Origin of the sequence: Streptomyces sp. NPDC058464 (assembly GCF_042721035.1) — a bacterium.
Lineage (GTDB): Bacteria > Actinomycetota > Actinomycetes > Streptomycetales > Streptomycetaceae > Streptomyces.
Map to the genome: position 1 here is coordinate 1 of NZ_JBHXMA010000041.1, position 22,813 is coordinate 22,813.

18 protein-coding genes are annotated in these 22,813 nt (G+C 71.3%); 3 read left to right on the forward strand and 15 right to left on the reverse strand.

All coding sequences use genetic code 11. The features are described from left to right. Positions 1–139: 139 nt before the first annotated feature. From serA to ACFWPQ_RS39785, 6 genes are all read right to left on the reverse strand, one after another. The gene (serA, locus tag ACFWPQ_RS39760) at positions 140–1,729 is read right to left on the reverse strand and encodes a phosphoglycerate dehydrogenase (protein ID WP_384046255.1); all 1,590 of its coding nucleotides are present in this window, start codon (positions 1,727–1,729) and stop codon (positions 140–142) included. A gap of 230 nt (positions 1,730–1,959) precedes the next feature. Further along, positions 1,960–2,958: a ketol-acid reductoisomerase gene (ilvC, locus tag ACFWPQ_RS39765; RefSeq protein ID WP_361301449.1), complete on the reverse strand. Its 999-nt coding sequence runs from the start codon at positions 2,956–2,958 to the stop codon at positions 1,960–1,962. Positions 2,959–3,099: 141 nt separating this feature from the next. Continuing rightward, complete coding sequence (gene ilvN / locus ACFWPQ_RS39770; protein WP_361301446.1) at positions 3,100–3,624, reverse strand: acetolactate synthase small subunit; 525 nt, start codon at positions 3,622–3,624, stop codon at positions 3,100–3,102. Between the two features lie 46 nt (positions 3,625–3,670). Beyond that, a complete protein-coding gene (locus ACFWPQ_RS39775) occupies positions 3,671–5,536 on the reverse strand; it encodes an acetolactate synthase large subunit (protein ID WP_384046260.1) in 1,866 nt (621 codons plus the stop codon). Positions 5,537–5,888: 352 nt separating this feature from the next. After that, positions 5,889–8,843 (reverse strand): putative bifunctional diguanylate cyclase/phosphodiesterase, encoded by a 2,955-nt coding sequence (locus ACFWPQ_RS39780; RefSeq protein WP_384046487.1) that lies wholly within the window; start codon positions 8,841–8,843, stop codon positions 5,889–5,891. Between the two features lie 468 nt (positions 8,844–9,311). Continuing rightward, positions 9,312–10,262 carry a 2-hydroxyacid dehydrogenase gene (locus tag ACFWPQ_RS39785; protein WP_384046262.1) on the reverse strand — a complete coding sequence of 317 codons (951 nt, stop codon included), beginning with the start codon at positions 10,260–10,262 and terminating at the stop codon, positions 9,312–9,314. Between the two features lie 74 nt (positions 10,263–10,336). Between ACFWPQ_RS39785 and ACFWPQ_RS39790 the strand changes: the two genes are divergently transcribed. Together ACFWPQ_RS39790 and ACFWPQ_RS39795 are read left to right on the forward strand one after the other, a co-directional pair. Next, complete coding sequence (locus tag ACFWPQ_RS39790; protein WP_384046265.1) at positions 10,337–11,338, forward strand: aldo/keto reductase; 1,002 nt, start codon at positions 10,337–10,339, stop codon at positions 11,336–11,338. Between the two features lie 220 nt (positions 11,339–11,558). Next, positions 11,559–12,737, forward strand: coding sequence for a PQQ-dependent sugar dehydrogenase (locus ACFWPQ_RS39795; RefSeq protein WP_384046268.1), 1,179 nt, complete (start codon positions 11,559–11,561; stop codon positions 12,735–12,737). A 13-nt stretch (positions 12,738–12,750) separates the two neighbouring features. Here the strand turns inward: ACFWPQ_RS39795 and ACFWPQ_RS39800 are convergent, their stop codons facing one another. The 6 genes from ACFWPQ_RS39800 to ACFWPQ_RS39825 all read right to left on the reverse strand — a co-directional run bounded on the left by ACFWPQ_RS39800 (position 12,751) and on the right by ACFWPQ_RS39825 (position 18,449). Next, on the reverse strand, positions 12,751–13,011 hold the full coding sequence (locus ACFWPQ_RS39800; RefSeq protein ID WP_384046270.1) for a DUF6191 domain-containing protein: 261 nt from the start codon (positions 13,009–13,011) through the stop codon (positions 12,751–12,753). A 22-nt stretch (positions 13,012–13,033) separates the two neighbouring features. Beyond that, positions 13,034–16,072, reverse strand: coding sequence for an AAA family ATPase (locus tag ACFWPQ_RS39805; RefSeq protein ID WP_384046490.1), 3,039 nt, complete (start codon positions 16,070–16,072; stop codon positions 13,034–13,036). A 260-nt stretch (positions 16,073–16,332) separates the two neighbouring features. Next, the gene (locus ACFWPQ_RS39810) at positions 16,333–16,527 is read right to left on the reverse strand and encodes a hypothetical protein (protein ID WP_384046273.1); all 195 of its coding nucleotides are present in this window, start codon (positions 16,525–16,527) and stop codon (positions 16,333–16,335) included. Between the two features lie 206 nt (positions 16,528–16,733). Further along, complete coding sequence (locus ACFWPQ_RS39815; RefSeq protein WP_384046276.1) at positions 16,734–17,411, reverse strand: hypothetical protein; 678 nt, start codon at positions 17,409–17,411, stop codon at positions 16,734–16,736. Between the two features lie 35 nt (positions 17,412–17,446). Continuing rightward, positions 17,447–18,022, reverse strand: a complete 576-nt coding sequence (locus ACFWPQ_RS39820; protein ID WP_384046279.1) for a GNAT family N-acetyltransferase — start codon at positions 18,020–18,022, stop codon at positions 17,447–17,449. Positions 18,023–18,122: 100 nt separating this feature from the next. Then, positions 18,123–18,449, reverse strand: a complete 327-nt coding sequence (locus tag ACFWPQ_RS39825; protein ID WP_361301422.1) for a hypothetical protein — start codon at positions 18,447–18,449, stop codon at positions 18,123–18,125. A 186-nt stretch (positions 18,450–18,635) separates the two neighbouring features. Here ACFWPQ_RS39825 and ACFWPQ_RS39830 point away from each other — a divergent pair, with 186 nt between their 5' ends. Beyond that, positions 18,636–19,445, forward strand: a complete 810-nt coding sequence (locus tag ACFWPQ_RS39830) for an SAM-dependent methyltransferase (RefSeq protein WP_384046282.1) — start codon at positions 18,636–18,638, stop codon at positions 19,443–19,445. Positions 19,446–19,548: 103 nt separating this feature from the next. On the opposite strand, the gene gatB is transcribed toward ACFWPQ_RS39830, so the two are convergent. Genes gatB through gatA form a run of 3 tightly spaced genes read right to left on the reverse strand, consistent with a single transcriptional unit; the run spans position 19,549 to position 22,811 of the window. Further along, positions 19,549–21,063 (reverse strand): Asp-tRNA(Asn)/Glu-tRNA(Gln) amidotransferase subunit GatB, encoded by a 1,515-nt coding sequence (gene gatB, locus ACFWPQ_RS39835; RefSeq protein ID WP_384046285.1) that lies wholly within the window; start codon positions 21,061–21,063, stop codon positions 19,549–19,551. Between the two features lie 15 nt (positions 21,064–21,078). Beyond that, entirely contained in the window at positions 21,079–21,321 is a 243-nt protein-coding gene (locus ACFWPQ_RS39840) for a hypothetical protein (RefSeq protein WP_089098594.1), read from the reverse strand. Then, positions 21,318–22,811 carry an Asp-tRNA(Asn)/Glu-tRNA(Gln) amidotransferase subunit GatA gene (gatA, locus tag ACFWPQ_RS39845; RefSeq protein ID WP_384046288.1) on the reverse strand — a complete coding sequence of 498 codons (1,494 nt, stop codon included), beginning with the start codon at positions 22,809–22,811 and terminating at the stop codon, positions 21,318–21,320. Before gatA ends, ACFWPQ_RS39840 begins: the two co-directional genes overlap by 4 nt. Positions 22,812–22,813 lie beyond the last annotated feature (2 nt).

The following is a 22,813-nucleotide window of genomic DNA, read 5'->3' on the forward strand; positions in this document are numbered from 1 at the left end:
GGCGGGGAGCATACGGCTGCGCAGGAGGTGACCATGCAACCGCCGGACGGGCTGGTCTACCCAGCCCGTCCGGCGTTTGAGGACGCACGACTCCAGCCTTCCAGCCCACCGAGTCGGGTGGGCGGGTGGGCAAGAAAAATCAGACCAGGTTCACCGAACGAGCCGACGTGGCCCCGATCTCCGCCTCGACCTCGGCCAGCACGCCGGAGGCAACCGTGTCGTCGACGGTGAGAACGGCCAGCGCCTCACCACCCGCCGTCGCGCGGGACACCTGCATACCGGCGATGTTGATGCCGGCCTCCCCCAGGATGCGGCCGACGGTGCCGACGACACCCGGCCGGTCCTCGTACCGCAGCACCAGCAGGTGGTCGGCGATCGCGAGGTCGACGTCGTAGTCGCCGACCGCGACGATCTTCTGGAGGTTCTTCGGGCCGGACAGCGTGCCGGAGACCGAGACCTCCTCGCCGCTGCCGAGGGTGCCGCGCACGGTGACGACGTTGCGGTGGTCGGCCGACTCCGAGCTGGTCGTCAGCCGGACCTCGACACCGCGCTCCTGGGCGAACAGCGGGGCGTTGACGTACGACACCGTCTCGTCGACGACGTCCTCGAAGACGCCCTTGAGCGCGGACAGCTCCAGCACCTTCACGTCGTGCTGGGTGATCTCGCCGTAGACCTCGACGTCGAGGCGGACCGCGACCTCACCGGCGAGCGCGGTGAAGATGCGGCCGAGGCGCTCGGCGAGCGGCAGGCCCGGCTTGACGTCCTCGGCGATGACCCCGCCCTGGACGTTGACCGCGTCCGGGACCAGCTCGCCGGCGAGGGCGAGGCGGACGGACCGGGCGACGGCGATGCCCGCCTTCTCCTGGGCCTCGTCGGTGGAGGCGCCGAGGTGCGGGGTGCAGACGACCTGGTCGAGCTCGAAGAGCGGGGAGTCGGTGCACGGCTCCTTGGAGTACACGTCGAGGCCGGCGCCGGCGACCCGGCCCTCCTTGAGCGCCGCGTACAGCGCCTCCTCGTCGACGATGCCACCGCGCGCGGCGTTGACGATCCGCACCGACGGCTTGACCTTGCGCAGCGCCTCGTCGCCGATCAGACCGACCGTCTCGGGGGTCTTCGGGAGGTGCACGGTGATGAAGTCGGCGACCTCGAGCAGCTCGTCCAGGGACAGCACCTTGACGCCCATCTGGGCGGCGCGGGCGGGCTGGATGTAGGGGTCGTACGCGACGACCTTCATGCCGAAGGCGGACATGCGCTGCGCGACCAGGGCGCCGATGCGGCCGAGGCCGACGACACCGAGGGTCTTCTCGGCGAGCTCGACGCCGGTGTACTTGCTGCGCTTCCACTCGCCGTTCTTCAGCGCGGAGTTGGCCTGCGGGATGTGGCGGGCGGTGGAGACCAGCAGACCGCAGGCCAGTTCGGCGGCGGTCACGATGTTGGAGGTCGGGGCGTTGACGACCATGACGCCGGCCTTGGTGGCGGCGGAGACGTCGACGTTGTCCAGGCCGACGCCGGCTCGTGCGACGACCTTCAGCTTCTTCGCCGCGGCGATGGCCTCGGCGTCGACCTTGGTGGCGGAGCGGATCAGGATCGCGTCCACGTCGGCGATGGCGGGGAGCAGTTCGGCTCGGTCTGCTCCGTTGGTGTGCCGGATCTCGAAGTCCGGGCCCAGCGCGTCGACGGTGGCGGGCGACAGCTCTTCAGCGATGAGTACGACAGGTTTCGAGCTCACGTGAGTCCTCACAGGTCCAATGCGGACGGCCGTCCCGACGGCCGCAGGCGGTGGAGGTTGGCTAGCCGCGTGGAGACGCACGACGCTGTGGGCCTGACGCGTATGTAGTACGGCAGTGTAGTGCCGTGGCGGAGGGCGTCCTGCGCCTCTGCGGAAGGATCACCCGTCCGAGATTCGACGGGGCGGACAACAGGGCCGGGGCGGCTCGCCCCGGCCCTGTCACCTGGGGCTTACGCGTCTTCGTTCACCCAGGACATCAGCTTGCGCAGCTGCTTGCCGGTGGTCTCCAGCAGGTGCTCGGAGTCCTGCTTCTTGTACTCGTTGTACTTCTTCAGACCGCCGTGGTACTCGTCCATCCAGTTGTTGGCGAAGGTGCCGTCCTGGATCTCGGCGAGGATCTGCTTCATCTCGGCCTTGGTGGCGTCGGTGATGATCCGCGGGCCGGTGACGTAGTCGCCCCACTCGGCGGTCTCGGAGACCGACCAGCGCATCTTCTCCAGGCCGCCCTCGTACATCAGGTCGACGATGAGCTTCAGCTCGTGGAGGCACTCGAAGTAGGCGATCTCCGGCTGGTAGCCGGCCTCGACCAGGGTCTCGAAACCGGCCTTGACCAGGGCGGCCGTACCACCGCAGAGGACGGCCTGCTCGCCGAACAGGTCGGTCTCGGTCTCCTCGGTGAAGGTCGTCTTGATGACGCCGGCGCGGGTGCCGCCGATGCCCTTCGCGTACGACAGCGCCAGCGCGAAGCCGTTGCCGGTCGCGTCCTGCTCGACGGCCACGATGCAGGGCACGCCGCGGCCCTCCTCGTACTGGCGGCGCACCAGGTGGCCCGGGCCCTTGGGGGCGACCATGCAGACGTCGACGCCGGCCGGGGGCTTGATGAAGCCGAAGCGGATGTTCAGGCCGTGGCCGAAGAACAGCGCGTCGCCGTCGTTCAGGTTCGGGGCGATGGACTCCTCGTAGACCTGGGCCTGGATCGGGTCCGGGACCAGGATCATGATGACGTCGGCCTCGGCGGCGGCCTCGGCCGGGGTCACCACGCGCAGGCCCTGCTCCTCGGCCTTCGCCTTGGACTTGGAGCCCTCGTGCAGACCGACACGCACGTCGACACCCGAGTCGCGCAGCGACAGGGCGTGGGCGTGACCCTGGCTGCCGTAGCCGATGACCGCGACCTTGCGGCCCTGGATGATGGACAGGTCGGCGTCGGCGTCGTAGAACAGCTCGGCCACTTTGGGTTCTCTCCTTGGTGTGCAGGTGTTGCGTCCCACCGTATGACGGCGGGCGGAACGGAAGTTTCGGGGTCTCGGTATACGGGCGGCCGGCGCGCCGGGAACGACCGTCGGCCGCCCGTGTCAAGCCTTGCTCAAGCCTTACGCAGATCGGTCGAGGGCGCGCAGCGACCGGTCGGTGATCGAACGGGCCCCGCGTCCGATCGCGATGGTGCCGGACTGCACCAGCTCCTTGACGCCGAACGGCTCCAGCATCTTGAGCATGGCGGTCAGCTTCTCGCTGCTGCCGGTGGCCTCGATGGTGACGGCCTCCGGGGAGACGTCGACGGTCTTGGCTCGGAACAGCTGGACGATCTCGACGATCTGGGAGCGCGTCTCGTTGTCGGCGCGCACCTTCACCAGAACGAGTTCCCGCTGAACGGCCGAACCCGGCTCCAGTTCGACGATCTTGAGCACCTCGACGAGCTTGTTGAGCTGCTTGGTGACCTGCTCCAGCGGCAGCGCCTCGACACTCACCACGATCGTGATGCGGGAGATGTCGGCGTGCTCGGTGACCCCGACGGCGAGCGAGTCGATGTTGAAGCCGCGGCGGGAGAACAGGGCGGCGATCCGGGCGAGGATGCCCGGCTTGTTCTCCACCAGGACGGAGAGCGTGTGCTTGGACATTTTCTTCTGCGTCTCTCTCTTGACGTCTCTCTTGAACGGCTCTCGCTCAGTCGTCTTCGTTGTCGCCGAAGTCGGGGCGGACGTCCCGGGCGGCCAGGATCTCGTCGTTGGAGGTGCCGGCGGCGACCATCGGCCACACCATGGCGTCCTCGTGGACGATGAAGTCGATGACCACCGGGCGGTCGTTGATGGAGTTCGCCTCTTCGATGACCTTGTCGAGGTCGTCCGGGGACTCGCACCGGATGGAGTAGCAGCCCATGGCCTCCGACAGCTTGACGAAGTCGGGGACCCGGGTGCCGCGGGCGTCCGGGTTGACGTCGTCGGGACCGGAGTGCAGGACCGTGTTGGAGTACCGCTGGTTGTAGAAGAGGGTCTGCCACTGGCGAACCATCCCGAGGGCGCCGTTGTTGATGATGGCGACCTTGATCGGGATGTTGTTCAGGGCACAGGTGGTCAGTTCCTGGTTGGTCATCTGGAAGCAGCCGTCGCCGTCGATCGCCCAGACGGTCCTGCCCGGCTGGCCGGCCCTGGCACCCATGGCGGCCGGGACCGCGTAGCCCATGGTTCCGGCGCCGCCGGAGTTCAGCCAGGTGGCGGGCTTCTCGTACTGCACGTAGTGCGCGGCCCACATCTGGTGCTGGCCGACGCCCGCCGTGAAGATCGTGCCCTCGGGGGCGAGCTGCCCGATGCGCTCGATGACCTGCTGCGGGGAGAGCGAACCGTTGTCGGGCAGGTCGTAGCCCAGCGGGTAGGTCTCGCGCCAGCGGTTGAGGTCCTTCCACCAGGCTGCGTACCTCGACCTGGCGGCCTCGCCCTGCTGGCCCTCGCTGTGCTCCTTCTGGACCGCCTGGATCAGGTCGGCGATGACCTCGCGGGCGTCGCCGACGATCGGCACGTCGGCGGCGCGGTTCTTGCCGATCTCCGCGGGGTCGATGTCGGCGTGGACGATCTTCGCGTAGGGGGCGAAGCTGTCCAGCTTGCCGGTGACGCGGTCGTCGAAGCGGGCTCCGAGGGCGACGATCAGGTCGGCCTTCTGCAGCGCGGTGACGGCGGTGACCGCACCGTGCATGCCCGGCATTCCCACGTGCAGCGGGTGGCTGTCGGGGAACGCGCCGAGCGCCATCAGGGTGGTGGTGACGGGCGCTCCGGTGAGCTCGGCGAGAACCTTGAGCTCGGCGGTGGCGCGCGCCTTGATGACACCGCCACCGACGTAGAGGACCGGCCGCTTCGCGGAAGTGATCAGCTTCGCGGCCTCGCGGATCTGCTTGGCGTGCGGCTTGGTCACCGGGCGGTAGCCGGGCAGGTCCATGACCGGCGGCCAGGAGAAGGTGGTCTTCGCCTGGAGGATGTCCTTGGGGATGTCCACGAGGACCGGGCCGGGACGGCCGGTGGAGGCGATGTGGAACGCCTGCGCGATGATCCGCGGAATGTCCTCGGCCTTGGTGACCAGGAAACTGTGCTTGGTGATCGGCATGGTGATGCCGACGATGTCCGCCTCCTGGAAGGCGTCCGTACCGATCGCGGCCGAGACCACCTGGCCGGTGATCGCCACGAGCGGCACCGAGTCCATGTTGGCGTCCGCGATCGGGGTCACCAGATTGGTCGCACCCGGGCCCGAGGTCGCCATGCAGACCCCGACCTTGCCGGTGGCCTGCGCGTAGCCGGTGGCCGCGTGGCCGGCGCCCTGCTCGTGCCGGCACAGGACGTGGCGCACCCGGGTGGAGTCCATCAGCGGGTCGTAGGCCGGCAGGATCGTGCCACCGGGGATACCGAATACCGTGTCGGCGCCGACCTCCTCAAGCGAGCGGATGAGGGACTTCGCACCCGTGACGTGCTCGACGGGGGCGGACTGCTGTCCTCCGGAACGGGGCCGCGGCTGCGGATGGTGGGCCCCGGTGGCCTGCTCGGTCATCGGCATTCTCTTCTCGATGCTGAGGGTTTTTGCGAGGTTCGTACGGATTTTCGCTGCCGTACGTCTGGTGCTGGTGCAACAAAAAACCCCTCGTGCCAAAAGGCAAGCGAGGGGAGCGCGCCGGTGTGGTCGCTGGGGGTTCCGGATCGTCCTCCGGTGGGTCCCAGCTCAGCCGACGCGCTGTCCAAGTACGAGAATTCGGGTGCGCATGGGACTGACCCTCCCTCCGACGCGCACCACGTGTCAAGTGGGTGGGACGGGAGTCTCATTATGTGAGCGAGGGGCACTGCCGCCTCCGAGCACCGCGGGCACACCACTCGTGTACACCCCCGCGCACCTTTTCATGGCTCGTTCACCTCCGGGGTGCTCCAGTCGGTGTCGAGACCACGACCGTGCTCAACCCTTCGGGCCTCCGCGCGGCCGCGCCCTCGACACCGACGCACCCCTCCGGCTCTCTCGCTGCGCCCGCGAACGCCGGCTCGGCCGCCGGTGCGTGCGGGACCGGATAGTGGCCGGAACCGAGCGCCCGGCGCAGCCGGTACTCGTCCACCGGGCCGGAGAACGCCATGCCCATCCCGTGCGTGCAGCCCATCGCGCGGAGCGCCGTGACCTGCTCGGGCAGGTCCACGCCCTCGGCCACCGACTGGAGGCCGAGATCGCAGGCGATCCGCAGCAACCCGCTGGTGATCTTGTGCAGCCGGGCCGACTCGACGACCCCCTCCACCAGACCGCGGTCGAGCTTGAGCACGTCCACGGGGAGCTTCCGCAGGGCCGTGATCGCCGCGTAGCCGCTGCCGAAGCCGTCCAGCGCGATCCGGACACCGTGGCGACCGAGCGCGGTCAGCCGCCGCTCCAGCTCGTCCAGCGGGACCCGGGGATCGGTGTCGGACAACTCCAGGACCAGCGCCCCCGAGGGCAGCGCGTGCCGGGTGAGCAGGGCCTCCAGGGAGCCGAGCGGCGAGGACCGGTCCAGCAGCCGCCGGGCCGACATCCGGACGGCGACCGGCACCACCAGCCCGCCCGCGGCCCGCTCGGCGGCCTGCTCGACCGCCTCCTGGAGGATCCAGCGGTCCAGCTCGGCGGTCTTGTCGCTGTCCTCGGCGACCCGCAGGAACTCGGCCGGCGTGAACAGCACCCCCTGCGAGGAGCGCCAGCGCGCCTGCGCGGAGACCGATTCGATCCGGCCGTTCTCCAGGCACACCACTGGCTGGTGCAGCAGCGCGAACTCGCCGTCGTGCAGGGCGGCCCGCAGCCGGGTGGCCAGTTCCGCCTTGCGTACGACGTCCTGCTGCATCTGCGGCTTGTACAGCTTGACGCGGCCCTTTCCGGCCGACTTGGCGCGGTACATCGCCAGGTCGGCGTTGCGCAGCAGCTCACCGGCGCCGAGGCCCGGTTCGGCGAAGGCGACACCGATGGACGCGTTGACACGGACATCGTTGCCGTCAATGGCGTACGGCTGGGAGAGGGTCGTCCTGAGGCGGTCGGCGAGCTCCAGGATGTGCCGCTCCCGGGCACTGCGGTCACGGGTGCCGTCGCCCACGATCAGCGCCGCGAACTCGTCGCCGCCCAGCCGGGACGCGGTGTCGCCGTGGCGGACCGTGCCCTGGAGTCTGCGCGCGGCCTGGACGAGCAGTTCGTCCCCGGCCTGGTGCCCGATCGTGTCGTTGACGGCCTTGAACCCGTCCAGGTCGATGAAGAGCACCGCCGTGTTCCGCAGGGCCGGGCCCCGGTCGGAGGAGCGGCGGCCGGACAGGGCCTGCTGCACACGCCGGGTGAACAGGGCGCGGTTGGGCAGGTCGGTGAGCGGGTCGTGCTCGGCGTTGTGCTGGAGCTGCGCCTGCAGCCGCACTCTTTCGGTCACGTCCCGGCTGTTGAAGATGAGGCCGCCGTGGTGGCGGTTCACGGTGGACTCGACGTTGAGCCAGCCGCCCTCGCCGGAGCGGAACCGGCACTCGATGCGGGTGGTGGGTTCCTCCTGGGAGCTGGCGGCGAGGAAGCGGCGCACCTCGTGCACCACGCAGCCCAGGTCCTCCGGGTGGATGAGGTTGGCCAGTTCCGAGCCCACGATGTCCTCGGCCGGGCGTCCGTAGACCCCGGCGGCGGCCGGGGAGACGTACCGGAGGATGCCGTTGGGTGCGGCGATCATGATGACGTCGCTGGAGCCCTGCACCAGGGAGCGGAAGTGGTTCTCCTGCTGCGCCAGTTCCTGGGTGAGGGTGATGTTGTCGAGCAGCATGATGCCCTGCCGCACGACGAGCGCGAGGACCACACAGCCCGCGGTGATCAGGACGACGTGGTCCGGACTGCGGCCGTTGAGGACGTTGTAGAGGATGCCCAGGGTGCACACGGCGGCGGCCAGGTACGGGGTGAGCGCGGCCAGCGAGCCGGTGATCGGCCGGCCCGCCGGGTACCGGCTGTGGTCGCCTCCCGGGGCGGGCGCGGGCGGCTGCTTGGGCGCCGCCGCCCGGCCGCCGGGCACGTGCTCGTGGACCACGCGCGTGTGCCCGTCGGGATCCTGCGCGCCCGTCGCCCGGGGTGCGGCCCAGGGGGCGTACGCGAGCAGCAGGGAGCCGGCGAACCAGCCCGCGTCCAGCAGCTGGCCGGAGCGGTAACTGCTGTGCAGCAGCGGCGAGGTGAACAGCGCGTCGCACATCACGGTCAGGGCGAGGGCGCCGATCGCGGTGTTCACCGCGGTGCGGTTGCCCGGCGAGCGCCGGAAGTGCAGCGCGAGCACCATGCTCACCAGGGCGATGTCCAGCAGCGGGTACGCCAGCGAGAGCGCGGTGTGCGCGACGCTGGGCCCGTCGAACCGGGCGGCCTGGGCGAGCGCGAGGCTCCACGACAGGGTGAGCAGCGAGCCGCCGATCAGCCAGGCGTCCAGCGCCAGGCAGATCCAGCCGGCCTTGGTCACCGGCCGCTTGGCCAGCACCAGCAGGCCGACGATGGCGGGCGGCGCGAAGCACAGGAAGAACAGGTCGGCGTAGCTGGGGCTGGGCACGGGCCGGTGGAGCACGACCTCGTACCACCCCCAGACGGCGTTGCCCAGGGCCGCCATCGCCGAGGAGAGGGCGAACAGCAGCCAGGCGGGTCGAAAGCGGACCCGCGGGGAGCGGGCGTAGAGGAAGCACGACACGGCGGCGGTGCCGGCGGCCGCGGTCAGACCGAAGTCGCCCATGAACAGGGCGATCTGGTTCGAGCCCCAGTCGAACGCGGAACCGACGGCGTATCCCGCGCAGATGAGGGCCAGGACGAGTTGGCGGACCACGCCGGTCCCGCCGCCGGTGACCGGCGGCCGGGGGTGCGGCATCCCCGCCGGAGGCTGTGCCCGCAGCGCTCCGGGGAGGGTGGTCGTCACAGGCGTCGGCGCGCTCACCGGACCCTCCCGGTCCGCGTGGCTCCCGGGTCCCTCGGGTCCCGGTGAGCCGGGTGCGCGTGCCTCCTGCGGCCGCTGTGCCTGCGGTGGTGGTGATGGCTGGTGTGGTGGCCGCGTCTGCGCGCAGCTGTGCGCCAGGGTCGCCGCCGGCGGCTCCGCCGCGTCGGATCGTTCGTCCATAGGCCGTGCATCGCCCGTCGCCCCCCTCACAAATCTGAAATGTCCATCCCCGGCGCCGAACGGTGCGCGGCGCAGCCCCTTCCGGGACGATACACCAGTCTCGTCACTCAGGGACATAGCTTCTCTACGCTCCGTGACGACCAGCGGCTATGCGCGCACGCACCGCGCCCGGAAGGTTGCGGACCGTACCGGAAGCGGATTACACGCGTATTGCCGCGATGGTCAGTTGTCGGTGGATCCCGTCGTCAAAATCACGTTTCGCAAGGGCTCCCGGTTCACGAAACGGTTCAACTGCTGGATGACGACGCGCTTGGCGCGCGGCAGGAAGGCCGAGGTGGGGCCGCCGACATGAGGGCTGATCAGCACGCCCGGCGCCTGCCACAAGGGGTGTCCGGCCGGCAGCGGCTCGGGGTCGGTGACGTCCAGGGCGGCGGTGAGGCGGCCGCTCTCCAGTTCGGCGAGCAGGGCCTTGGTGTCCACGACGGCCCCGCGCGCGATGTTCACGAGCAGTGCGCCGTCCTTCATCCGCGCGAGGAACTCCGCGTTGACCAGGCCACGCGTGGTGTCCGTGAGGGGCGTGGAAAGGATGACGACATCGGCTTCCGGAAGCAGATGCGGCAGTTCGGTGAGCGGAAGCACGGGACCGCGCGCCGAGGCGCGCCCGGAGCGCGCGACGCGCGCCACCCGCGCAACCTCGAAGGGCACGAGCCGGTCCTCGATGGCCGCGCCGATGGCGCCGTAGCCCACGATGAGGACGGACTTGTCGGCGAGGGCCGGGTGGAAGCCGCTCTGCCACTGCTCCCGCTGCTGGGCGCGCACGAACCCGGGGATGCCGCGCAGGGACGCCAGCGTGAGGGCGAGCGCGAGCTCGGCGGTGCTCGCCTCGTGCACCCCGCGCGCGTTGCACAACGGCACGCCGGGCGGGATGAGGTCGATGGCGGCGATCATGTCGTCGACCCCGGCGGTGAGGGTCTGGATCAGCCGGACGTTCCGCATCCCCGCCAGCGGCCGCACCTTGACGTTCTGCCGCTTCATGTAGGGGACGACGTACACGGCACAGTCGGCGGGATCACCGGGAAAGTCCTGGTCGCCATCCCAGAAGAGGTAATTGAGGCCTTCTGGGAGCCCCTGGAACTCGGTCGGCGGGATGGGGAGCCACACGTCGGAGGTCATGGTCAGGAGGCTATGTCAGAGGTGTGCGGGCCCGCGGGTTAGGTTGGGGGCCGGAGAAGGAGGTTCGCGGGCTGGTGGAGCGCAGGACGATCGGTGCGGGGGCGCTCGCGGTGGGGGCCGTCGGACTCGGGTGCATGCCGATGAGCTGGGCGTACAGCGGGTCGCGGCAGCGGGGTGACGAGTCTCTGAGAACGGTGCACGGAGCCCTGGATTTGGGCGTGACACTCCTTGACACGGCCGACATGTACGGCCCGTTCACCAATGAGCTGCTGCTGGGGCGGGTGCTCAAGGAGCGGCGCGCGGAGGCCTTCGTGTCGACGAAGGTGGGCCTGCTGGTGGGCGACCAGCACATCGTGGCGAACGGCAGACCCGGCTATGTGAAGCGGGCGTGCGACGCGTCGCTGCGCAGGCTCCAGACCGACGTCATAGACCTCTACCAACTGCACCGCGCCGACCCCGAGGTTCCCGTCGAGGAGACCTGGGGCGCGATGGCGGAACTGGTGCAGGCGGGGAAGGTGCGGGCGTTGGGGTTGTGCGCCGTGGGGGCGCGCGGGGGGCGCAGGTCCGGCGCGCGACTGCATGACGCGACCCTGCGTCAGCTTCAGCGGGTGCAGCAGGTGTTTCCGGTGAGCGCGGTGCAGGCGGAGCTGTCGGTGTGGTCACCCGAGGCGCTGGAGGCGCTGCTGCCGTGGTGCGCGGCGCGGGGCGTGGGGTTCCTCGCGGCGATGCCGCTCGGCAACGGCTTCCTGACCGGGACGCTCACGCCGGGTGAGGGTTTCGAATCGGACGACCTGCGGGCGCGGCATCCTCGGTTCACCGCGGAGATGATGGCGGCGAACCAGCCGATCGTGGCGGGGCTGCGGAGGGTTGCGGGCCGACAGGGGGACGGCAGTGTCACCGCGGCTCAGGTGGCGCTGGCGTGGGTGCTGGCGCAGGGGCCACATGTGGTGCCGGTGCCGGGGACGAAGCGGGGGCGGTGGGTGGCCGAGAACGCCGGTTCGGTGGAGGTCCGGCTGACCGCGGCGGATCTGGCGGAGCTGGGCGGGCTGCCTGCTGCGCAGGGCTCGTGGGACTGAGCGGTTGTCGAAAGTGCCGCGATCTGCCGGTGGTTCGGTGCGGCGACGTCGTGGCTGGTCGCGCCCACGCGGCGGAGCCGCAGATCGACACAGCCCCGCGCCCCTGACGGGGCGCTGTCGGCGGGCGTTCGCTTCGTGATCCGCCGGACAGGCCCACGCCCCTGACGGGGCGCCTTGTACTACCGTCGGTCGGAGGAGCCGGGGGCGTTTCGAAGGGACCGTGAGCGTGCGACGTCGAAGTGGGGCCGCCGCGTTGGCCGTGGCCGGGGTCCTGGTGGTGGCCGGGTGTTCTTCCGGGGGCGGTGGTGGGGGGCTGCCCACGCCGTCCTGGGCCGGGGGGTCGTCGGCGAGTGGCTCCGGGGCCTCCGCGTCCGCTTCGGCGAGTGAGTCGGCAGCGCCCGCCAAGGGCTCGGTCACAGTGCTGCGTACGGTCGCCCAGGGGCTCAGGTCGCCCTGGGGGCTGGCGCCGCTGCCGGACGGGGCCGGGCTGCTGGTCTCCGACCGGGACGACGGGACGATCAGCAAGGTCGACGAGAAGACCGGGAAGATCACGGAGCTGGGGACCGTCTCCGGGGTGTCCGCGGCCGGTGAGGGGGGCCTGCTGGGGATCGCCCTCTCCCCCGACTTCGCCTCGGACCACATGATCTACGCGTACTTCACGTCGGCCTCCGACAACCGGATCGTGCGCCTGCTCTGGGACGAGAGCAAGCCGGCCAAGGAGCAGCTGGGCGCCCCCGACACGATCTTCAAGGGGATTCCGAAGGGGTTCATCCACAACGGCGGCCGGATCGCCTTCGGCCCGGACGGCATGCTCTACGCCGGCACCGGGGAGAGCGGGCAGCGGGGCCTCGCGCAGGACAAGGGCTCTCTCGGCGGGAAGATCCTGCGGCTGACCCCGGAGGGCGACCCGGCCCCCGGCAACCCCTTCCCGGGCTCCCCCGTCTACACCTACGGCCACCGCAACGTGCAGGGCCTGGCCTGGGACGACCGGCAGCGGCTGTTCGCCTCGGAGTTCGGGCAGGACACCTGGGACGAGCTGAACGCGATCAAGCCCGGCGGCGACTACGGCTGGCCGAACGCGGAGGGCAGGGCGTCCGACCCGAAGTACGTGAACCCGATCGCCCAGTGGCACACCGACGACGCCTCCCCCAGTGGCATCGCCTATGTCGACGGCGTGATCTGGATGGCCGGCCTGAAGGGCCAGCGGCTGTGGCGCATCCCGCTGGACGGCACGACGGCGGGCGCCGCACCGCAGGCCTTCCTCACCGGCGAGTACGGGCGCCTGCGCACGGTCGTGGCGGCGGGCGGCGACAAGGTGTGGCTGGTGACCAGCAACACCGACGGACGGGGCAAGCCGAAGGCGGGCGACGACAGGATCCTGGAGCTGGAGGTGAGGTAGGCGGCGCCGCCGCTCACGCCCCGTCGTCCCCGACGGCGTCCGCCGAGGGCTCCGCTTCGGATTCCTCTTCGGATTCCTCTTCGGACCCCGCCGTGGACCCCGCCGCGGGCTCCTCCTGCGGAAGCCTTATGACGACCTTGCCGGACGCGAGGTCTATCGGTCCGCGTCCGGGATCCGTGTCCCCCGCGTCCTCCCGGGTCAGCTCCAGCCGCTTCTGCTCCTCGTGGGTGTGTTTGCGGCCGGGTGCGAAGAGCTCCTCGAACATGTTGAACACGGTGCCTCCTGTGCCGGTCCCCTTACCTGGTCGGGTCGAGGGCCTCGGCGGGGAACAACCCGAGTCTGTGTGCCACCGCCGCGGCCTCGCCCCTTCCTGCAACGCCCAGCTTGCCCAAAATGTTCGAGACGTGGACGCTCGCGGTCTTCGGGGAGATGAAGAGCTCCTCGGCGATCTGCCGGTTGGTGCGGCCGGCCGAGACCAGGCGGAGGACGTCGCGCTCCCGGCTGGTGAGGCCGAGGCTCTCGGCGGGGTCGAGGACCCGGGGGGCGGCACGGGCGGTGAGGGTGAGGCGGGCGCGCTGGGCGAGCAGGGCGACGGCCTCGGCGAGCGGGCGGGCCCCGAGGTGGTCGGCGACGGCTCCGGCCAGCCGGAGGAGTTCCGTCGCGCGGTCGCGTTCGTCGTCGCCGACGGCCTTCTCGAGGAGGGCCTGGGCGAGGCGGCGGCGGACCCGGGCGAGGTCGTAGGGGCGGTCCAGGCGCTCGAAGTCGGTGACCACGTCCGACCAGACGGCGGCGGTGCCGGTGCCCCGCGCGCGGTGCAGCTCGGCACGGGTCCAGCGCTCGTACGCCTGCCAGACGGGCGCGCCGGTGGTGAGCTTGCGCGCGGCCTCGGCGAGCCGGTCGAGGGCCTCGGCACGGCCCTCGGCCACCGCGGGCAGGGCGCGGGCGTCGGCCTCGGCGGTGGCCGCGGCCAGCAGCAGGGGCCAGCCGTAGCGGTGGGTGCCGGGCGGGAAGCCGGCCGCCAGGGCGCGGTCCAGCTCGGCGCGGGCGTCGAGGAGCCTGCCCTCCTCGGCGGCGACGCCGAGGGCGATGCGGGTCACGGGCAGCTGCACCTGGGGCATCGGGTCGTGGGTGCCGTAGTGAGCCTGGGCGAGGGCCAGTTGGCGGCCGGCCTCGGCGGTGTCGCCCCGGGCGAGGGCGATGTGGGCGAGCCGCAGGGCGCCGGCGCCGCGGGGCTTGGCGCTGGCCGCGGAGCCGAGGGAGGCCGCCGCGGCTTCGGCGGCCGCGTCCCAGTCGCCGAGCGCGTACAGCGACTCGGAGAGGTTGCCCCAGATCCATGCCTCGGAGTCCAGCAGGCCGTATCTGCGGGCGAAGGCGAGGCCCTCGCGCATGATCGGCACGGCCTCCCGGGAGCGGCCGACCGCCTCCAGCTCGGAGGCGAGGTTCGTGTACACGCGTCCCGCGACATGGGAGATGCCTTCCTGGAGCGCTACGTCCTTGACGCGCTCCAGCTCCGCGAGGCCGTTGTCGACGTCACCCGCGTCGACCATGAGGGTGCCCAGGGTGACCCGGGCGTTGAGCTCGATCTCGCGGGCGCCCACCATCCGCGCGTACTGCACGGCCCGCTCGGCGGCGGCGAAGGCCTCCGGGCCGGGTTCGTGCTGCATGGACCAGCTGGCGGCGTTGGCCAGCACGTCGGCGTGCACCTCGGAGGGCGGCAGGCCGCGCACCAGGTCCTGGGCGGTGCCGAGCTCCTGCCAGCCGTCGCCGCGGGCCAAGCCCTGGACCAGCCGGGAGCGCTGCACCCAGAACCAGGCGGCGCGCTGCGGGTCGTGCTCGTCCTGGAGGATCCGCAGCGCCTTCTTGGTGATCTTCAGGGCGCGTTCGCGCTCCCCGCAGTAGCGGCCCGCGACGGCCGCCTCCGCCATCAGGTCGAGATAGCGCAGCGGCTCGCTACCGGGATCGCAGCCGCACGGAGGGTAGACGTCGGTGTAGTCGACGGGCCGCAGGGCCGCGCGGATCTCCTCGGGGGCGGTGTCCCACAGCTCCATCGCCCGCTCCAGGAGCCCCAGTTGCTCGCTGTAGGCGTACCGGCGGCGGGCCACGACGGAGGCGTCGAGGACTGCGGGCAGGGCCTTGGCCTGGTCGTGGGCCTGGTACCAGTAGTTGGCCAGGCGGGTCACGCGCGCGTCGGCCGGCACCAGACCCGGGTCGGCCTCCAGGGCCTCCGCGTAGCGCCGGTTGAGCCGGGAGCGTTCGCCGGGCAGCAGGTCGTCGGCGACGGCCTCGCGGACCAGGGAGTGCCGGAAGCGGTAGCCGTCGCCGGCGGGGGTGGCGGTGAGGAGGTTGGCGCCGACGGCGGCCCGCAGCGCCTCGATGAGGTCGTCCTCGGCGAGCCGGGCGACGGCGGCGAGCAGCCGGTACTCGACGGTGGAGCCGCCCTCGGCGACGATCCGGGCCACTCGCTGGGCGCTCTCGGGCAGTGCCTCGACCCGGACCAGGAGCAGGTCGCGCAGGGAGTCGGTGAGCCCGGTGCAGCAGCCCTCGACGGCGGCCACGGCGAGTTCCTCGACGAAGAAGGCGTTGCCGTCGGAGCGTTCGAAGATCTCGTCGACCTGGTCCGGGTCGGGTTCGGTGGCGAGGATGCCGGCGATCTGGCGGCCGACCTCCTCACGGGTGAAACGGGCGAGTTCGAGGCGGCGGACGGTGCGCAGCCGGTCGAGTTCGGCCAGCAGGGGGCGCAGCGGGTGGCGGCGGTGGATGTCGTCGGAGCGGTAGGTGGCGAGGACGACGAGCCGGCCGGTGCGCAGGGTGCGCAGCAGGTAGGCGAGGAGGTGGCGGGTGGAGGCGTCGGCCCAGTGCAGGTCCTCCAGGGCGACGACCACCGTGCGCTCGGCGGCGACCCGCTCCAGCAGACGCGCGGTGAGCTCGAAGAGGCGGGCCATGCCCTGCTCGTCGTGGCGGCCGGAGGTGGCCGCCTCGCCGAGCTCGGGCAGCAGGCGGGCCAGCTCGTCCTCCTGGCCGGCGGCGGCCTCGGCCAGTTCGTCGGGCAGGGCGGCCCGCAGCGCGCGCAGGGCGGTGGAGAAGGGGGCGAACGGCAGGCCGTCGGCGCCGATCTCCACGCAGCCGCCCAGGGCGACGACCGCGCCCTGGCGGCAGGCGGCCGTGGCGAACTCCTCGACCAGCCGGGTCTTGCCGACGCCGGCCTCGCCGCCGAGCAGCAGCGCCTGCGGCTCGGCGGCCCCGGCACGCTCGAGCGCGTCGTTCAGTGTGCCCAACTCGTCGCTGCGGCCTACGAACACGGGACTCACGGACCTGGTTTCCACAGGCCAGAGCATCGCATGGGGCGCGGAGGCCACGGCAGCGGTTTTCCACAGCGCCGGTGCGCTTGTCGTACCGGCGGCTGGTGGCGAGGGAAGCAACGGGGGAAGCCGGTGGCCGACCCCCGTACGGCCACCGGCTTCCCCGTTTCGGACTTGCTTGTTCCGGGCTTCCCCGTTACGGACTTGCTCGTTCCGGGCTTCCCCGTTCCGGACTTGCCTGTTGCTGGCTTCCCCGTTCCCGGTCTCCGGGCGGTCGGCCCCGCCCGGCCCCGTGCTCACGCGGCGTGCGGGAGCCGGCGCCGGCCACGGCGGTCGGTATGGGCCTCCTGCGCCGCCGCGGCGTCCCGGGCCTCCCGGGCCTCCCGGCGTGCGGCGCGGCGGGAGCGGACGGCCTCGCGGGCGAGGCGGGCCTCGTCGGCCTGCCGGCGCAGTTCGGCGGAGCGGATCCGGTGGAGTTCGTACTCGAACATAGTGTGTCCCTTGTGAGAGCGGGTGGTTGGGCTTCGCTTTCCGCGATGCCTCCACTTTCGTCTCCCAGGGGGGTGCGCCACATCGGGAGAGTTCCGCATCTTCGCGGGCCCGCCGGACCCCGGACACGCGTAAGGGGCCTTAGTACGTCCGTAAGGTGCTTACGGACGCCCTAAGGCCCCTTCCGACCTGGGCTTTCTCGGCTGTGTCAGCTGGTCGACGGCAGGCCGAGGAGTGCGTCGGAGTACTTCAGGACGGCCAGCAACAGGCCGATGACGCCGAGCGCCACGCCCGCCCAGGCGACCGACTTGATCCACGGCGCCTGCGGCTTGCCGGGGGCGCCGAACGCGGGCCGGGCCAGCACCACGACGGCGGTGAGCAGGGAGGCGAGCGCGAACAGGCCGGCCCACAGCGCGGTGGTCTGCCAGGCGTCGCCGTACACCTCCTTGACCTGCGTGGCGACGCTCGCGGTCGACGAGGTCTGGAGCTGGCCGACGAGGGTCTCGCGGGCGGCGGCCACCGTACCGATCCAGCCGCCCGTGAGGGAGACCAGGCCGAGCACGACGGAGACGACGGCACCGGCACCCTGACCGACGCCGGACGGGCCCTCGGCCTCGGCCAGGTCACCGGCGAGGTCGGCGTCGTCCTCCAAGTCCTCCGCGTCGTCCGCGTTCTCCGCGTTCTCCGCGTCGAGGTCGGCGTCCGTGCCGTCGGCGGCCTCGGTACCGGCGGCCGCAGCCTCCGGCTCGGCCCCGGTCTCGGCGCCGGCCTCGGTAGCGGCCTCCGACGCGTCGTCGGCGCTCTTGGTGACGCTCACCTTCTCCTCGTCGGTCGTGGCCTCGGCGCCCGTCTCGGCACCGGTCTCGTCAGCTGTCTTGGTTCCCATGTCCGGCACCGTACGGATCCTGTCTGAGAGGCTTCTTAATGATCGTTCTCTACGGCACGCGTGCGTGCTTCACGCCATTCCGGGGCGAGGATCGACCACACCTCCAGGTCGTGCCGTAGGCCACCATAGGGGTGCGCCTCGCGGCGTACGCCATCGCGGGTCATGCCCAGCCGCCGGGCCACGTTCAGGCTGGGCACGTTGCCCGAGGCGGCGACCCACTCGATCCGGTGGATGCCGCGCTGCTCGACCGCGAAGTCGAGCAGTACCCGCATCGCGCGCGTGACGAGTCCGCGCCCGGTGCCGGCCGGCTCCAGCCAGCAGCCGACCTCGGCGTTCCCGTTCTCGGCGTCGAAGTTCAGGAAGAGCACCCCGCCGACGAGGGTGTCCCCCAGCCACAGGCCGTGCAGGGAGCCGGTGTCGGCGGCGCGCATGTCGGCGTACCGCTGGAGCATGGCGCGTGCGGAGGGCACGTCCGTCGCCTTGGAGCCGAAGGGGATGAACTGTCCGATGAACTCCCGGCCGCGATCCAGGTGGGCCAGGAACTCCTCGGCGTGCCAGGGCTCCAGCGGGCGCAGTTCGGCGCCGTCGTCACCCAGGGATATCGCGTACATCGTGTTTCTCCAGTTCCACCGCGTCCTCGTCCAGCCTGCCGAGCCTCTCATGCGCGGCGCGGCACTCGGGCGGCTCGCCCCCCGGTGCAGGGCGGGGGCGTCAGTCGAACTGGTCGCCGAGCGCCATCACCATGGTGCCCAGGATCATCAGCCAGAGGGCTCTGCGGGTGCGGCCGCGGGCTCCGAGCGCCCCCGCGAGCACGCACACGGCGGAGCCGGAGCCGTAGGCGGCCGGCACCAGGGCGGGCACGCCCCCGCCCACCCTCATCAGCGCGGCGGTGAGCCCCATCAGGGCCAGCAGCGCCCCGGTCACGGTGGCGGTCCAGCGGGCCCGACGGGCGTCCTCGTAGAGGTCCTCGTCCTCGTCGTCCGCGGCCTCCACCCCGGTTATCTCGGGTTCGGCGTCTGATTCGGCGTGTGCGGTCATGGCGGGCGAGCGTAGTACCCGCACCTGAGGAAATCGGCTGCGGACCAGGTCGACAACTGCTAGCTTCCGCTGGTCAGCACTGACCGGCCCCTCGCCGACGACCGAAGCGGGTGCATTGTTTGACGGTCCGAATGAGCTCCTACGCATCGCCCTTCACTACGAAGATCACAAGGAGCCCGTTCAACCATGTCCGACGCCGTCTCTCCCGCACCGTCGAAGGACGCCACCCTCACTGACCGCCTGACCCTGCCCCGCTACCCGCTCAGCAGCACCTACGACGCCCGGTGGGCCGTCGAGAACCAGATGGGCCCGCACGCCCTGTGGCTGCTGGAGTGGCTGGCCCCCGCCCTCGGCCTGGACGCGCTGCGCCCCTGCGCGCGCGTGCTCGACCTGGGCTGCGGCCGGGCGATGACCTCGATCTTCCTGGCCAGGGAGTTCCATGCGCAGGTCACCGCCGCGGACCTGTGGATCAGGCCCGACGACAACGCCCGGCGCATCGCCGAGGCGGGGTTCGCCGACCGCGTGCAGCCGGTGCACGCCGAAGCGCACGACCTGCCCTTCGCCGAGGGCAGCTTCGACGCGATCGTCTCGGTCGACGCGTACCAGTACTTCGGTACCGCCGACCTCTATCTGCCCACGCTCACCCGGCTGCTGAAGCCCGGCGGGCGGATCGGGATCGTCGTGCCCGCGGTGCGCGAGGAGCTTGAGGGCGCCGAGCCGCCGGAGCATCTGAAGGCGCACTGGGACCGCGGTTTCTGGGCGTTCCACTCCCCCGGCTGGTGGCACCGGCACTGGACCCGCAGCGGGGCCGTGCAGGTCGAGGCCGCCGACTGGCTGGAGGACGGCTGGCGCGACTGGCTGCTGTGGAGCGAGGTGTGTGCCGCGGAGAGCCCGGACCCGGAGATGGCCCGGATGGCCCGGGAGTCGGTGGAGCTGGTTAAGGCCGACCGGGGGCAACTGCTCGGCTTCGCCCGGATCGTGGCCCGCCGCAGCTGAGACGGTACGGCCTCGCCCCATACCCGGTACGGCCCCGCAGCTGACGCGGTACGGCCCCGGAGGCGCTGCCTCCGGGGCCGTACCGGGTGGTGCGTGCGGTTGCTCAGCCCTCGCTGACGCCCAGCTTCTCCAGGATCAGCTCCTTGACGCGGGCCGCGTCGGCCTGGCCGCGGGTCGCCTTCATGACCGCGCCGACCAGGGCGCCGGCCGCGGCCACCTTGCCGCCGCGGATCTTGTCCGCGACGCCCGGGTTGCCGGCGATGGCCTCCTCGACGGCGGCGGTCAGTGCGCCCTCGTCGGAGACGACCTTCAGACCGCGCTTGTCGACGACCTCGTCCGGGGTGCCCTCGCCCGCGAGGACGCCCTCGATGACCTGGCGGGCCAGCTTGTCGTTGAGGTCGCCCTTCGAGACCAGCTCGGTGACCCGGGCGACCTGCGCCGGGGTGATCGCCAGCTCGTCGAGCGAGGTGCCCGACTCGTTGGCGCTGCGCGCCAGTTCGCCCATCCACCACTTGCGGGCGGAGGCCGCGTCGGCACCGGCGTCGATCGTCGCGACGATCGTGTCCAGCGCACCGGCGTTGAGGATCGCCTGCATCTCGACGGCCGAGATGCCCCACTCGGCGAGCAGCCGGGTACGGCGGGCCAGCGGCAGCTCCGGCAGCGCGGCGCGGATCTCCTCGACCCACGCGCGGGACGGGGCGACCGGGACCAGGTCGGGCTCCGGGAAGTACCGGTAGTCCTCGGCCTCCTCCTTCACGCGGCCCGAGGTCGTCGACCCGGTGTCCTCGTGGAAGTGCCGGGTCTCCTGGATGATCGTCCCGCCGCCGTTCAGCACGGCCGCGTGGCGCATGATCTCGAAGCGGGCCGCGCGCTCCACGGACCGCAGCGAGTTCACGTTCTTCGTCTCGGAGCGGGTGCCGAACTTCTCGGTGCCGTTGGGGCGCAGCGACAGGTTCACGTCGCAGCGCATCTGCCCCATCTCCATGCGGGCCTCCGAGACGCCGAGCGCCCGGATGACCTCGCGCAGCTCACGGACGTACGCCCGCGCGACCTCGGGGGCCCGCTCGCCGGCGCCCTCGATCGGCTTGGTGACGATCTCGATGAGCGGGATGCCCGCGCGGTTGTAGTCCAGCAGGGAGTGGGACGCGCCGTGGATACGGCCGGTGGCGCCGCCGACGTGCGTCGACTTGCCGGTGTCCTCCTCCATGTGGGCGCGCTCGATCTCCACCCGGAAGGACGTGCCGTCCTCCAGCTGCACGTCGAGGTAGCCGTTGAAGGCGATCGGCTCGTCGTACTGGGAGGTCTGGAAGTTCTTCGGCATGTCCGGATAGAAGTAATTCTTCCGGGCGAAGCGGCACCACTCGGCGATCTCGCAGTTCAGCGCGAGGCCGATCTTGATCGCGGACTCGACGCCGGTCGCGTTGACGACCGGGAGCGCGCCGGGCAGGCCGAGGCAGGTCGGGCAGGTCTGCGAGTTGGGCTCGGCGCCCAGCTCGGTCGAACAGCCGCAGAACATCTTGGTCCTGGTGCCGAGTTCGACATGGACCTCGAGGCCCATGACGGGGTCGTAGGACGCCAGCGCGTCCTCGTACGACACCAGGTCGATCGTGGTGGTCACGGTGAAACTTCCCTCTCAGCCCAGCAGGACGTCGTCGTCGCCCAGCCGCTTCAGCTCGCGGTACAGCAGGGCGAAACCGGTGACGATCGCGACGGCGGACACGGTGGCGTCGATGAGCCGGAGCGTGTCGTGCTCGGCGCGGGCCTTCTTGATCTGCTTGGCGACACCGACCGCACCGAACGCGGTGGTGGCCATGGACAGGTACGTACCGGACTTCGACTTCTTGAAGCCCTTGGCCTTCGACAGTGCGTTGCTCACAGCGACGGTGCCTCCTCCAGGAGCGGGTGGCCCCACTTTTCCACGAAGGCGGCCTCGACGGCGGCGCCGACCTTGTAAAGCCGGTCGTCCTTCAGCGCCGGGGCGATGATCTGCAGGCCCACCGGGAGGTTGTCCTCCGGGGCGAGGCCGCAGGGCAGCGACATCGCCGCGTTGCCCGCGAGGTTCGTCGGGATGGTGCACAGGTCGGCCAGGTACATCGCCATCGGGTCGTCGGCACGCTCGCCGATCGGGAAGGCGGTGGTCGGCGTGGTCGGCGACACGATCACGTCGACCTGCTCGAAGGCCTTCTCGAAGTCGCGCGTGATGAGCGTGCGGACCTTCTGGGCGGAGCCGTAGTACGCGTCGTAGTAGCCGGAGCTCAGCGCGTACGTGCCGAGCATGATGCGGCGCTTCACCTCGGGGCCGAAGCCCGCCTCACGGGTGAGCGAGGTGACCTCCTCGGCGGAGTGGCCGCCGTCGTCGCCCGTGCGCAGGCCGTAGCGCAGGCCGTCGAAGCGGGCGAGGTTGCTCGAACACTCGCTCGGCGCGATGAGGTAGTACGCCGACAGCGCGAGGTCGAAGGACGGGCAGTCCAGCTCGACGATCTCGGCACCCAGCTCCTTCAGCAGCGCGACGGACTCGTCGAACCGCTGGATGACGCCGGCCTGGTAGCCCTCGCCGCGGAACTGCTTGACGACACCGACGCGCATGCCGGCCACGCTGCCGTTGCGCGCGGCCTCCACGACCGGCGGCACGGGAGCGTCGATGGACGTGGAGTCCAGCGGGTCGTGTCCGGCGATGACCTCGTGCAGCAGCGCCGCGTCCAGGACCGTACGGGCGCAGGGCCCGCCCTGGTCCAGGGAGCTGGAGAACGCGACCATGCCGTACCGCGAGACGGCGCCGTAGGTCGGCTTGACGCCCACCGTGCCGGTGACGGCGGCCGGCTGGCGGATGGAGCCGCCGGTGTCGGTGCCGATGGCGAGCGGCGCCTGGTAGGAGGCGAGGGCCGCGGACGAACCGCCACCGGAACCACCGGGGATCTTGGTCAGATCCCACGGGTTGCCGGTGGGCCCGTATGCACTGTTCTCCGTCGACGACCCCATGGCGAACTCGTCCATGTTGGTCTTGCCGAGGATGACGACGTCGGCGGCCTTGAGGCGCTTGGTGAGGGTGGCGTCGTACGGCGGGATCCAGCCTTCGAGGATCTTCGAACCGACGGTGGTCGGCACGCCCTCGGTGGTGAAGATGTCCTTGAGCGCGAGCGGGACGCCGGCGAGCGGCCCGAGCTTCTCGCCCCGGGCCTTCTTCTCGTCGACGGCACGCGCCTGCGCGAGGGCACCCTCGCGGTCGACGTGCAGGAAGGCGTGCACCTTCTCGTCGACGGCCTCGATACGGGCCAGGTGCGCCTCGGTGACCTGCACGGCGGTGAGCTCGCCGGCGGCGATCTTCGCGGCGATCTCGGCGGCGCCGAGCTTGATGATGTCCGTCATGG